This is a genomic window from Halomonas sp. SpR8 (genome assembly GCF_031010195.1).
Taxonomy (GTDB): Bacteria; Pseudomonadota; Gammaproteobacteria; order Pseudomonadales; family Halomonadaceae; genus Vreelandella.
Genome location: NZ_JAUAMC010000008.1, coordinates 34,948 through 47,622 on the forward strand (window position 1 = coordinate 34,948; position 12,675 = coordinate 47,622).

The following is a 12,675-nucleotide window of genomic DNA, read 5'->3' on the forward strand; positions in this document are numbered from 1 at the left end:
GTTTACTCCTTACTGACGCGGTTAACTTCTTCCAGGCTGGTAATGCCCTCCATCACTTTCAATAAACCGCTACGGTGTAGGCTGGGGTAGCCCTCCTGGCGAGCTTGTTGCGCAATATCGAGCGCATTAGCGCCACGCATAATCAATTGGCGCATAGCGTCCGTAATCGGCACCACTTCATAAATACCCATGCGACCTTTATAACCATGGGTGCAGTGTTTACAGCCTACCGCTTTGTAAAAGGTAGCCTGTTGAATTTCAGTATCATTAAACCCCTCTTTGTGCAGTACTTCGTGGGGTAGTTCAATAGGTGTTTTGCAGTGCTTGCAGAGTATGCGTACCAGCCGTTGTGCAATAATCAAACTGACAGCGCTGGCGATATTAAATGATGAAACACCCATATTGGCCAATCGAGCAAGTGTTTCAGATGCCGAGTTGGTATGTACGGTCGAGAGCACCAAGTGGCCTGTCTGGGCGGCTTTTATGGCTATTTCAGCTGTCTCTAAATCGCGGATTTCCCCCACCATTACCACGTCAGGGTCTTGGCGCAGAAAAGCGCGTAAGGCGCTGGCAAAATCGAGGCCTATTTTAGGCAACACGTTGACCTGGTTAATGCCGGCCACTTTAATTTCCACCGGATCTTCGGCAGTGCAAATATTGCGCTCAATTTTATTGAGAATGTTAATGCCGGTATACAGTGTCACGGTTTTACCACTGCCGGTGGGGCCAGAAACCAATATCATTCCCTGGGGCTGGCTAAGGGCGCGCTCATAAAAGCCACGCTGCTCATCGCTAAAGCCCAATTGCTCGATGCCGAGCTGCGCGGCGCTAGGGTCAAGAATACGCAGCACCAATTTTTCGCCATACACTGTGGGCAGTGAGTTAACCCGAAAATCGAGTGAGCGTGTGCGTGATAATTTAAGTTTGATCGCCCCGTCCTGAGGCAGGCGTCGCTCAGAAATATCCAGCCGTGCCATAATTTTTAAGCGCGCGGCAATACGGTTACGCATGGCTAAAGGCGGGCGTGCGACCTCTATTAACATGCCATCTACTCGAAAGCGCACACGGTAGAGCGTTTCATAGGGTTCAAAGTGAATATCGGACGCGCCACGGCGAATCGCATCTAATAAAACCTTATTAACAAATTTGACCACGGGGCCATCATCACTGTTGTTGGGAACCTCTTCCAGGGGGACTTCGTTGTTCTGGGCAATATTCAGTGACGATATCTCATCATCAAGGTCGGTAAACTCATCCAGCGCTCTGTGCTCGTTTTGCGCTAATGCTAAATAGGTTTTTAGTGTGCTCGCCAGTTGGTTCATCGGGGCTAGCACCCCTTCAATACTAAGCCCGGTGGCAAACTGCAGCTCATCCAATTGAGTAAGCGTGGCGGGGTAAGGCACGGCCACGGTTAAACGATGGCCATGACGGGCCAGGGGCACCACATTCAAGCTTTGCAGCACCCGCGTGGGGTAATCGGCGGCGTGCGGCAGGGCATTAATACGCACAGACTCAAGGTTGATAACCGGGAGCCCGTATTCATACCCTGCCGCAACAGCCGCTTCCTCGGGGGTCACTAGCTCGCTTTCCACCGCGTGCTGTAGCAACGGAATATCGAGCTGGCGAGACTCGACAGCGGCCTCTGCCGCTTGAGCTTCACTGAGTAAGCCGTGCTTGATTAAACGCTGGGCAATACCGTGCTGTCCGCCGTGTGCTGCCGCATGACTTAATGTCGATTTACCTGAAGAGGCCGTCATGGTGTTCTCAGTGGCATGGTAAATTTAGCCCTTTTAAACAAATTTGGCATGGGTGATATGGCTAGTAGGTATCTCATAAAAGATGCATTGAAAAAAGTATGCCGCCTAGTGTTACTGCAAAGGAACATCGGTTGCCAATCAGTGTTAGGGTCAGCTAATGTACTTATGTCAGTCTAAGGTTTGTTAACTATTTTGACCCAAAAACGACTTACCAGCGCAAGGGAAAAATTTATGCAACTGCATCAAATGAAAACGCAGCAGCCCCGACGCCTAAAGCAAAAAGGTTTTACGCTCATTGAGTTACTGGTCGTAGTCGCGATTATTGGTGTATTAGCTGCTGTGGCTATTCCCCAATATAATAATTATGTGACACGAGCTGATCTAAACGCATGCCAAGCTCAGCTAGGTACTGAGCGAAATAGAATTATGGCTGAACTAACAATTTCAGAGGATCCGTCGACGGATCTGGTTACGGAATTATCCACAATGACCGATAATGCGGTTGATGCTTGTGGCACTATCACTAATGACGTCACAATCGACTCCATGGGAGAACTGGATGGCACGGCGATAGCAGCTGAAACTCCTCGAGGAAATTATATATCTCTTGATTTTGAAACTGGTAAATTTGATACTACTAATCCTGATGCATAAATCCTGATTCTTAAGCTATGGTTGGATCGCACTTCACATATTCAATCTGTGTCCAGCAGGAACGCTGGGCACTTTTTTGTCTTATATAAATGTAATTGATTAACAGCAGCTTATCGACCCAAAATATTTATGCTGTAGTTGTCACCGGTAAACTCTCTGTTCCTTCCTCAATCCCTACGCATTTGCTCGTTACACTATAAGCTCTAACTCAAAGCGAGGAGCATACAGTGAACCTCATCAAACTGATTGTCCTGAGTGCGCTTGGCGCACTGCTACTCAATAGCGCCGCCTTTGCACAGCCCGCCCATGCGCCTGCCCACGGCGCCCGTGACAAAGGCTATCATCAAGAATCCCATCAAACACGGCATGTTCGTGGTGAGTGGGTTGACTTGCCCCGTACTAATGAGCGCGAACTGCGTCACTTATTGCGCCAGCAAGATGCGCCGCGCGCTGAGGCGTTGCCGCCGGGGATTCAGCGCAACCTAGAGCGCGGTAAGCCGCTGCCGCCGGGCATCGCTAAACGTTTTGATGGTCAAATTGCCTCTCAGCTGCCCTATTATCCTGGTTATGAGTGGGAGCGCGTGGGTGCCGACGTTGTATTGATCGAAGCGGCCACGCGCATTGTTGTCGATGTGATCGCGGACGTTTTGCGTTAACCCCATGCAATAAGTGACTCGAAAATTGCCTCTAAGCGGCTTATGGTAGTGACTCATAACAGCATCGCGTTCTAAGGGAGATTCAATGAGCGACCACACACTAGCCGCACGTCTTGAAATGGCTATCACTATTGCTGAAGAAGCTGGGCAGATGATTATCAAGGCCCGTGAAGATCAGGGCTTTGCCCGCCACTTGAAAAAAGATAATGAGCTAGTGACCGATGTCGATGTGGCCGTCGATAAGCTGATTAGCCAACGCTTGGAAGAGCACTTTCCGGGTGACGCACGGTTAAGCGAAGAGCTTGCCCCAGAGAGCGCGTTGCATGTGGAAGCACAGCAGCTGTGGGTGGTGGATCCCATTGATGGAACGGTTAACTTCGCCCAAGGGCTACGCCATGTTGCGGTTTCAATTGGCTGGATGGAAGAGGGCGTTGCCAAAGTGGGTGTGGTTCACGCGCCTTTTTTAGGCGAGACTTTTAGTGCTGTCCAAGGCGGTGGTGCTTTCTGCAATGGCCAGCCTATCCAGCCAAGCATCGCAGACGCCTTATCCCATACATTGGTAGGCACTGGCTTTCCCTACCGTAGAGAAGTGCGTAAACACCTGCTTAAACGTTTAGAGGCCGTGCTTGTTGAGTGTCAGGATATTCGCCGTAACGGCGCCGCCGCGCTCGATCTGTGCGACGTGGCCTGTGGCCGTTTAGATGCCTATTATGAGAGCGTTTCACCTTGGGATTTTGTCGCAGGCTGGGTGATTGCCCGAGAAGCCGGTGCCAGAGTCGGGCACTTATACCAACCGCCCGCAGCGGTGCCGGAAGACCTTTATCCTGAACATTTATTGGTGGCTGCTCCTGGTGTGTACGATGCTATGGCCTATTTACTGTTGGAAGCTGATCAGCGCCAGTAAAAAGGACGGGGTCGTAGCGTGAAGTAGGCAAATACTTGAAAAGAAAGCGCTATAAAGCCTTTTCATTTATGCAAGAAACCGCTAGTATACGCACCGTCTTGAGGCAAAGATGTAACGGCCAATAAAGACAGCGGAGCGTGGCGCAGCTTGGTAGCGCGTTGCAATGGGGTTGCAAAGGTCGCAGGTTCGAATCCTGTCGCTCCGACCAAAGACATATAAAACGGCCACTTAGCAAATCGCTATAGTGGCCGTTTTTGTTTGATTGACTGTTGAGAGTGATTTCCAAAAATAACGGTTAAAAAAGGATATCACCAACGACTTAAACATTTCTATTAAAGCCCATGGAACGTAGTAAATTTCTCCACACTTTCACGCTCGGTAATAAAACCGTTCTCAGGTGCCTGAGTGTCTTCGTAGCCCAGCGCTATACCGCAGAGCAGTAGCGAGTTTTCATCCAGTTTAAGCTCATTGCGAATGATGGTGTGGTGCCAAGCAAAAGCGGCTTGTGGGCAGGTATGCACCCCCTGCCTGTTGAGGCGTCCGCTTTCTAGCACTACGACCTCGAAACCCGCTCTATGCTTCTTTGGCTTCCTGTCGGTTTGCTGGCTTCCTGTCGGTTTGCTGGCTTACGTAGCCAGTTTACGAGCGCCATTACAATCCATTTTCTCATGCGAGCCTCCTTGGTTCCTAACTGCTCGGGCTTATCCCTCAAGACGTTGGGGCGGCTGTATTGGCATTAAAAGTGAGCACCGGTTTCATTGCGGCAAACGGTACCTCCGCGTGGCCCCAAACCTTGAACAACCTTTTAGCGTACTTAAACAGTAACAGAATGTTCGCTTTACTGCTTCGTTGGTAACCAAGTTCTTTACCCCATCATTTTATTATCGACAGACACTCTGTGAAAAAGTAAACTGACTTTTTGGTTATTGTGCACAATAGCCATTAATTAGACGATAGTCTAGTCTTGCTACCAATTCGAGCCCGCGTCTGGGGTGTTTAGAGCTTGATGGCTGGGATGTGAATGGTCTTAGCGTCCACGAATAAAGAGGTTAATAATGGAACTGATCAATAATGTACCCGCTGTCATTAAGCTGCATCTCAATGACAACGTTGGCGTGGCGGCGAGACCTGTTCCGAAGGGGTATCCCATTGATGATGACCAGCACTCGGCGCATGAGAATATTGATGCGGGGCATAAGGTCGCGCTGACAGTCGTTGAGGCAGGCCAGCCTATCTTCAAATATGGACAGGTCATTGGTTTGGCTTCACGCCGTATCGAAGTGGGGGAGCACGTTCACACTCATAATCTGGCAATGCTTGAGCGCGATACGTCCTTGGAAGCGTTCAAACCCGCCGCAAGAACGCCCGTTATTGACAATCAGCGCACGTTTAACGGTTACCATCGAGCTAACGGCCAAGTGGGTACCCGCAATTATATTGGTATTCTTTCAACCGTAAATTGCTCCGCGACGGTATCTAAAGTAGTAGCCGAGCGACTTAATGCGAGCGCTGAGTTTGAAGCGTTAGGCTTTGATGGTGTGGTGCCGGTAACGCATGGTTCAGGCTGTGCGATGAATACTGACTCTGAAGGGTTTGCCTTTTTGGAGCGGGTGCTAAATGGCTACGCTATCAACCCCAATTTCGCTTTTGTACTGATTATTGGTTTGGGGTGTGAAGCCAATCAAGTTAAACAGCTGGTTGAGAAATATGGCTTAACCGATACGTCCAGAATATTTTATTTTAATATTCAAGGTGCAGGGGGAACCCGAGCGAGTATCGAGTTGGCGTCTGAAAAAATCCGTCAAATGTCGAAAGATTATAGCCATGCCCAGCGGCAGCCAGCATCGCTCAGCCATCTAACGGTGGCATTACAGTGTGGCGGGTCTGATGGCTATTCTGGTATCACAGCTAACCCCGCGTTGGGCCATGCGGCTGATTTGATCGTTAAGCATGGTGGCAGCGTCATTCTTAGCGAGACACCTGAAATTTATGGCGCTGAGCATCTGCTTCTGGATCGAGCGATTAATGAAGGGGTTGCCCGTAAACTGCTTGATCGCATCGAGTGGTGGAAACACTACACGCACATTAACGGCGCTGAATTAAATAATAATCCGTCGCCCGGCAACAAAGCGGGCGGTCTCTCTACCATTTTAGAAAAATCGCTGGGTGCGGTGGCCAAGAGTGGTGCTTCCAGCCTTAATGATGTGCTGGAATACGCCCAACCCATAAAAGAGCCGGGGTTTAACTTTATGGATAGCCCCGGTTACGATCCGGTATCGGTGACCGGCCAGATCGCTTCTGGTTCGACAATTGTGTGTTTTACGACAGGCCGCGGCTCTGTCTCCGGCTTTAAACCGGCGCCTTGTATTAAGCTGGCGACCAATACGCACATGTATGAAAGCATTCTTGAAGATATGGATATCAACTGCGGTACTATTGTGGACGGTACTGCCACGGTAGAAGAGGTGGGTGAACATATTTTTGAAAAAATCATCTCGATTGCTTCTGGCGAGATGAGTGCGAGCGAGTCGCTTGGCTATGGTAACAATGAATTCGTGCCGTGGATGGTAGGTGCTGTTACGTAAAAGCCCTTATTGAGCTGCATAATTAACTATTTGATGAGTTGCTTGAATGGCCCAAACTTTAAAAGACCAACTTTATGACGCGCTTAAGCGGAGTATAGGTAGCGGCCATCTTGAAACAGGATTGGTATTGCTCGAAGGGAATATTGCAGAAATTTTCGGTATGAGCCGCTCGCCGGTTCGACAGACGCTGGGGCGTTTGCATGATGAACAGTTGATTTGTCGGTTTGATGGGCGTGGCTATTTGGTCGGCGCTAGCCCCAGGGAGCCGATTCGGCGCAATTTATCCGCCAACGATTTTAGCGCCTTGGGTGAAGACGCCAAGATTGAGCGCACAGATGCATGGCGGGGCATCGCTGATGAGGTCGAGCACGAGGTGGTGTTGAGCTCGATGAAAGGCAGGTTTGAGCTCAATGAACTGCAGCTCTCGCGAAAATATAACGTCAGTCGCACGATTACTCACCGAATTCTGCTTTATTTACAGTCGATTGGCGTAGTCGAAAAAGTGAAGTATACCAGTTGGTCTGTGGTGCCTTTAGATAATGAAAGATTGCACAATCTGTACGAGGCGCGCAGGCAGCTAGAGCCTTTTATGATCTCTCGAGCCACGCTGACAATGCCGCTGGAAGACATTAGCCACTTTATTGCTAAGCTTGAGCAAACTGCAGCAAAGTACCCGCACGTTCAAGGCGCCACGCTTGATGAGCTTGAAAGCGACCTCCATTATCAAACCGTTCGGATGGGTGACAATCAAGAAATATTTAATATGCTAAGGCGCACTCATCCAGTGTTGCTTATGAGTAAACATCTGCTTGGGTCGTCGATAGCGCTGCCCGATAAAGATCCATTTTTTCATGATCATCTAGAGATATTTGAAAGAATGCGTAAGAGGGAGAGCGAGCAGGCGGGCCAAGCGCTGTTGGCACACCTGGCGGGCTCTGAAGCGAAAGTGCAGGAGCGTTTGAGTGACTTTCGCGACAATGGGCGTCTTGATATTCCTGATTACCTTCGATAGCGCTAACGAGCGCCGTTAATCACCGTTCGGCAGCTCATTCCTGCGCCTGAGTTCACGTATCAGGGCACTATGATCGAGCTCCCCATCGCCATGGGCAACGAGATCCTTAAATAATCCATTAACCAACGAAGACACCGGAAGTTCAAGCGAGAACTGTTCGGCGAGCGCGATGGCGGTTTGAGTATCTTTGAGCTGCCATTTGGCGGGCCCGCCGGGGGCAAAGTCATTGGCAATCATGCGCGGCATATGGGAGCGCAAAATAGTTGAATCGGCGAACCCGCCCAAAAGCGCTTCGCGTACTTTGGCTGGATCGGCGCCGCCGCGTTCGGCAAGTAGCACTGCTTCCGACACGGTGGCGATGGTATTGGCGACAATTAATTGATTGGCTAACTTGGCTAATTGTCCGGTGCCGGCCGGGCCAACCCGCACAGGGTTGCCCATAACGCTGAGCAGAGCGCTGGTAAGCTCGAACGTCTCGACGTCACCGCCGACCATGATGGCCAGGCTGGCATCTTGGGCGCCTCGTTCGCCGCCCGATACCGGGGCATCCAGGTAGCCAATATCATGCTTAGTCGCTGCTTGGGCCTGATGCTGTGCGGTTTCTACCGGAATAGAGCTCATTACCACCAGAGTGCTGTGTGCTTTCATTGCGGCCAGCAGGCCTTGTGGTCCTAATATCACTTCATCGCAGACGGGGCCTGAGCTGAGCATCACCACGACCACATCGGCTTGAGTGACCGCCTGTTGCGGCGTATCGCTCACGGTGACCCCGTTAGACTCGAGCGCCGTTGCTTTATCAGGCGTACGATTCCAAGCAGCCACTGTATAACCCGCTTTGGCAAGATGGCCAGCCATAGGCGCACCCATGATGCCGGTGCCGATAAAGCCAACGCGAAGTTGTTCAGCGCTCATGATATTCCCCTTGTGTCTGTCACCCAGCTTGTTAATCGTGAGCTATGCGGATAATGCAAGCCCGTTACCCATTGCGCTGCAGCCAACCGCTACTCTTCCATACCCCCCTTGAGCGATGAGTCATCAATCGCCTTTTTCAGCTCGGCGAGGACATCGTTGGGGAGGGGAATCCCCTGTTCAAGATAGGCTGCTTTGCGAGCCAGGCCTGCTTGACCGGGCATGCGTACTGGCCGTTCTGGATCGATAGCGGCGGAGCCCAGGCAAGCCGAGGCCAAATGATCTGTTTCATCAAGGAACGAGCTCTTACCCGCAAACAGTGTTGGGTCAATAACCATCACAGTGACGGACGCGCCCCAACCGCTCGGCTCATCTTTGCGGCCATATCCCGCCAGTGCTGAGGTCAGCGCCTCTACCATCAAACCCATGGCAAATCCTTTGTGACCAAACTCCATGCCGCCTAAGGGCAGAATGCTGCCCTGGGGGTCGCTAAAGAAGTCTGCCGGATTATCGCTGGCCAGGCCTGTATTGGTCAGAATGACGGGGTGTGCTAATGGGGTTTTTTCCGCATAGGCCTTGGCCACACTGCCGTTGGTAACGGTCGACATGCTGACATCCATGAGAACCGGCTGGACGCGACTAGGAATGCCCATGGCAATAGGGTTGGGCGTGTAGACCGGCTCCACGCCACCAAAAGGTGCCACCGATTTAACCGCTGGGTCCGAGGTCATAATGATGGGCATTAGCCCTTGCTCGACAAACGGCTGCAAGTACGACGCCAAACAGGCGATATGGTGTGAGCGTTTAATGCTGACGATACCAATGCCCGATTCTTGAGCGGCAGTAGCGCTTTGCTCCAGTGCTTGCTGTACCAAGTAGGGCCCTAAAATATAGTGGCCGTCGAACAGTGCCGCAACAGGGCTGATTTTTTTCACGGTAAGGGCAGAGTGATCGCCACACGCGTGGCCTGATTTCAAGTCGCGTAAGTAGCCATTGGCCAGCTTGATGCCATGGGTATGGTGGCCCAGTAAATCGCCCTCAATGAGAATGCTGCTGGTCGTTTCACTGACGTCACGAGAAGCGCCAGCTTCCATGAATAGGGTAACCAAGACATCGTTTAACCAGGCTGTTGTATAACGTTTCATGAAATCCTCGGTGCTTTTTCAGCGCGACTGTTTTTGAATTTTTTATACGCCATGGTCAATAGGGGGGAGCACCATAGCAAAATGACCAGCGCACCCAGCCCTGCGCTAATTGGGCGGGAGAAGAAGCTGAGCAGGTCGCCATTACTCTTAAGCATTGAGCTCATAAAGCTGTTTTCCAGCGTTGTTCCCAGCACTAGGCCAAGAATTGCCGGGGCCATGGGAAAGTCGCAGCGAACAAGAAGGGAGCCGACGGCGCCGATTATCAGCATTATCCAAACATCGGTAATCGAGTTATTGATTGAGAATGCGCCAACAATACAGAAGCATAAGATGATCGGCATAAGAATCTTGCGGGGCGTTAATATAAACACCTTGGCAGATTTTATCGCCGCATAACCTATTGGCAACATCATCAAGTTAGCGATGAAAAATACGATAAATAGTGCGTAGATCAACCCGCTGCCATCCATAAAGATCGTTGGACCAGGATTCATGCCTTTCATATAAAGCACGCCGATGACAATCGCGGTGATCGAGTCACCGGGGATTCCGAATACCAACGCGGGTACCCAGGCTCCGCTAATACCCGAATTGTTGGCGGAACTGGCATCGACAATTCCCTCAATATGGCCGGTACCATAAGCCTGTTTCTCTTTAGAGCGGCTTTTGCCCACGGCGTAGGCGATCCAGGCGGCGATGTCCGCACCGGCACCGGGTAAGGCGCCAATCAGCGTACCAATCGAGCTTCCGCGTAGCATGTTGGGCCAATAGGCTTTTATGTGTCTTGGCGCTTGTTTGAATACGCTGTCTTTGGATAGCGAAGGCAACTCCCTACCTTCATTGCTTGACCCGTAGAACAGCATTAGCTCATTGAGTGCGAACATGCCGATCATCACCGGTATGAAATTGACGCCCGCCATTAAGTCGGGGATGCCGAACGTAAATCGCGGGGCTCCACTCATCATGTCCAAGCCAACCGTCGAGAGCAGTAAGCCCACCATTAATGACAAAAAGGCTTTAATCCTTGAGCCAATTGAGATGAAGATCGCACAGCTCAGCCCTAGTAGCGCCAGCCAGAAGTATTCATAAGAGCTAAACTGGAGCGCCACTTCTGCCAGGGAAGGAGAAACAAAAACCAGTATTAAGGTGCCGAACAAACCGCCGAAAACCGAACAGATCAAATTCATGCCCAGCGTTTCTCGGGCTCGCCCTTTGTGCGCTAATAAATTTGAATCGCCTACATAGGCAGCCGAAGCGGGTGTGCCGGGAATATTCAAGTAAGTGGCGGGTATATCACCTGCAAAGATGGCCATCGCCGATGTTGTGACTATAGCGGCAATCGCCGGGGTAGGGTCCATATAAAACGTAATAGGCACTAGCAGTGCCACCGCCATAGTGGCGGTTAGCCCAGGAACTGCACCCACGAATACGCCAAATATCGCCGCAGCCAGGATGACCAGCATTGTTTCTAGATTGAAGACAAGCTGGGCCCCTAAAAGAAGTGCATCCATGATTTAACCCCAGAAATTCAGTAGCCCTTCAGGAAGGGGAATCAGCAGGTATCGCGAGAAGAGAAAATAGATGGTCAGTGACGCGATGATTGAGACGCTTAATGCCAAGATCAGTGAGGTTTTTCTGATCAGCATCAGCACCAGCATAATGATGCCAAGGCATAGGGCTGCACCAAGGAACTCGCTGGCGTATATATAAAATACGATTAACGCGCAGGGAACCAGCGAGACAAGTATGGAGCGGAAGTCGAATACCTTGCCTGTATTGGCATTGCTGCCAGCCAGTTGCCTTCTGAGAGCCGGCAGTTGGGTAGCAGAAAGCACTAGGCCTCCGATGAGAAACCCTCCCCCGATAAGGGAGGGAAACAGAGAAGGACCATATTGAAGACTGGCCAACTTAGGGAACTGGCTAGCGACGCTGAAAACCACGGCGCCCAGCACCATGAAGGCGAGCCCCATGAGAAAATCTCTCATTGCTTGGCCCCTTATTTACTCAGCCCGACGTTCTCAACAATTTCTCCATAAACAGCGTCCATTTCGACCATCAGCGCACCGAACTCTTCCGCATTACGCCACTCGGTGCCAAAGCCTTGTTTGGCCATGAAGTCCTGGTAAGTATCACTGTTGTAAGCCGCTTCGAGAGCTTCTTCGAGGGTGGCTACTATTTCCTCATCCATCCCTTTTGGACCGGTAATGCCACGCCATTCACCGACGAGATAATCGCTTCCGATTGCCTCGTTAATGGTCGGTACATCAGGAAAACTATTGATCCGTTCTGGCGACATGACGCCAAGACTTTTGGCTCGACCTGCTTCAATCATGGAGCGCCCTTCAGGTACAGAGCTAGGCACGATATCGATACCGCCAGCGGCCAGTTCGGTCATCGCCGGAGCTGCACCCTGACTGGGAATCCACGTCACACGGTTCGCTTCAAGCCCCTGATCCATTAAGAAACCGGCAAACGCCAGATGCCAAACGCCACCTTGGCCCGTACCTGAAGCCTTGAAGGTACCCATGGGCTCTTCAGCAATCGCATCGACTAGATCCTGAAGCGTTTCATAAGGCGCATCGGCGGCGATCTGAACGCCAGCGTAGTCAAAGTTGATCTGACCAATGGGGGTGAAATCTTCATAAGTAAGTTCGGTCAGCCCTTGCCAGTGCATCATATTGAGCTCACCGGTGGCCAGGCCCAGGGTATAGCCGTCTGGATTGGCAGAGGCCATGGCACTGTGGCCGACGACGCCGCTGCCACCGGTGCGGTTAACAACATTGACCGTTTGACCCAGCTGTTCTTCAAGCGCAGCCGCAATGGTACGAGCGGTAGCATCGGTGCCACCACCGGCAGCCCAGGGCACGATAATGGTGATTGGCTTTTCGGGGTAAGCAGCGAGTACTGAGCTGGAAGCCGTCAGTAATAGCAGCGCCGTGATGTTCTTGATGGATCGCGTCTTGTTGATATTTTTCATGCGAGTCTCGATGTTGTGTTTTTGTGAGTTGGCCAATCAAATCTAGCATTAACGACTATTGTGTTCAATATTCATA

12 protein-coding genes and 1 tRNA gene are annotated in these 12,675 nt (G+C 51.1%); 6 read left to right on the forward strand and 7 right to left on the reverse strand.

Features of this window, described 5'->3' with window-relative positions:
* Positions 1-2: 2 nt before the first annotated feature.
* Complete coding sequence (gene pilB, locus QT230_RS15690) at positions 3-1,757, reverse strand: type IV-A pilus assembly ATPase PilB (RefSeq protein WP_308322938.1); 1,755 nt, start codon at positions 1,755-1,757, stop codon at positions 3-5.
* A gap of 231 nt (positions 1,758-1,988) precedes the next feature.
* On the opposite strand from pilB, the gene QT230_RS15695 reads away from it, so the two are divergent.
* The 4 genes from QT230_RS15695 (at position 1,989) to QT230_RS15710 (ending at position 4,179) form a co-directional block, all read left to right on the forward strand.
* Positions 1,989-2,411 carry a prepilin-type N-terminal cleavage/methylation domain-containing protein gene (locus QT230_RS15695; RefSeq protein WP_308322939.1) on the forward strand — a complete coding sequence of 141 codons (423 nt, stop codon included), beginning with the start codon at positions 1,989-1,991 and terminating at the stop codon, positions 2,409-2,411.
* Between the two features lie 227 nt (positions 2,412-2,638).
* Positions 2,639-3,067 (forward strand): anti-virulence regulator CigR family protein, encoded by a 429-nt coding sequence (locus QT230_RS15700; protein WP_308322940.1) that lies wholly within the window; start codon positions 2,639-2,641, stop codon positions 3,065-3,067.
* Between the two features lie 85 nt (positions 3,068-3,152).
* Positions 3,153-3,971 (forward strand): inositol monophosphatase family protein, encoded by an 819-nt coding sequence (locus QT230_RS15705; RefSeq protein ID WP_308322941.1) that lies wholly within the window; start codon positions 3,153-3,155, stop codon positions 3,969-3,971.
* Positions 3,972-4,102: 131 nt separating this feature from the next.
* Positions 4,103-4,179: transfer RNA gene (locus QT230_RS15710), tRNA-Pro, on the forward strand.
* A 124-nt stretch (positions 4,180-4,303) separates the two neighbouring features.
* Here the strand turns inward: QT230_RS15710 and QT230_RS15715 are convergent.
* Positions 4,304-4,525 carry a hypothetical protein gene (locus tag QT230_RS15715; RefSeq protein ID WP_308322942.1) on the reverse strand — a complete coding sequence of 74 codons (222 nt, stop codon included), beginning with the start codon at positions 4,523-4,525 and terminating at the stop codon, positions 4,304-4,306.
* A gap of 501 nt (positions 4,526-5,026) precedes the next feature.
* On the opposite strand from QT230_RS15715, the gene QT230_RS15720 reads away from it, so the two are divergent.
* Both QT230_RS15720 and QT230_RS15725 read left to right on the forward strand, forming a co-directional pair.
* Positions 5,027-6,556, forward strand: coding sequence for an altronate dehydratase family protein (locus tag QT230_RS15720; RefSeq protein ID WP_308322943.1), 1,530 nt, complete (start codon positions 5,027-5,029; stop codon positions 6,554-6,556).
* 46 nt (positions 6,557-6,602) lie between these two features.
* Complete coding sequence (locus QT230_RS15725) at positions 6,603-7,568, forward strand: GntR family transcriptional regulator (RefSeq protein ID WP_308322944.1); 966 nt, start codon at positions 6,603-6,605, stop codon at positions 7,566-7,568.
* Positions 7,569-7,583: 15 nt separating this feature from the next.
* On the opposite strand, the gene QT230_RS15730 is transcribed toward QT230_RS15725, so the two are convergent.
* From QT230_RS15730 to QT230_RS15750, 5 genes are all read right to left on the reverse strand, one after another.
* Positions 7,584-8,480 carry an NAD(P)-dependent oxidoreductase gene (locus tag QT230_RS15730; protein WP_308322945.1) on the reverse strand — a complete coding sequence of 299 codons (897 nt, stop codon included), beginning with the start codon at positions 8,478-8,480 and terminating at the stop codon, positions 7,584-7,586.
* 89 nt (positions 8,481-8,569) lie between these two features.
* Positions 8,570-9,622 carry an Ldh family oxidoreductase gene (locus tag QT230_RS15735; protein WP_308322946.1) on the reverse strand — a complete coding sequence of 351 codons (1,053 nt, stop codon included), beginning with the start codon at positions 9,620-9,622 and terminating at the stop codon, positions 8,570-8,572.
* The gene (locus QT230_RS15740) at positions 9,619-11,133 is read right to left on the reverse strand and encodes a tripartite tricarboxylate transporter permease (protein ID WP_308322948.1); all 1,515 of its coding nucleotides are present in this window, start codon (positions 11,131-11,133) and stop codon (positions 9,619-9,621) included. The genes QT230_RS15735 and QT230_RS15740 overlap by 4 nt, the downstream gene beginning before the upstream one ends.
* 3 nt (positions 11,134-11,136) lie before the next feature.
* Positions 11,137-11,607 carry a tripartite tricarboxylate transporter TctB family protein gene (locus QT230_RS15745; RefSeq protein WP_308322949.1) on the reverse strand — a complete coding sequence of 157 codons (471 nt, stop codon included), beginning with the start codon at positions 11,605-11,607 and terminating at the stop codon, positions 11,137-11,139.
* Positions 11,608-11,618: 11 nt separating this feature from the next.
* Positions 11,619-12,599 (reverse strand): tripartite tricarboxylate transporter substrate binding protein, encoded by a 981-nt coding sequence (locus QT230_RS15750; RefSeq protein ID WP_308322950.1) that lies wholly within the window; start codon positions 12,597-12,599, stop codon positions 11,619-11,621.
* Positions 12,600-12,675: the final 76 nt, after the last annotated feature.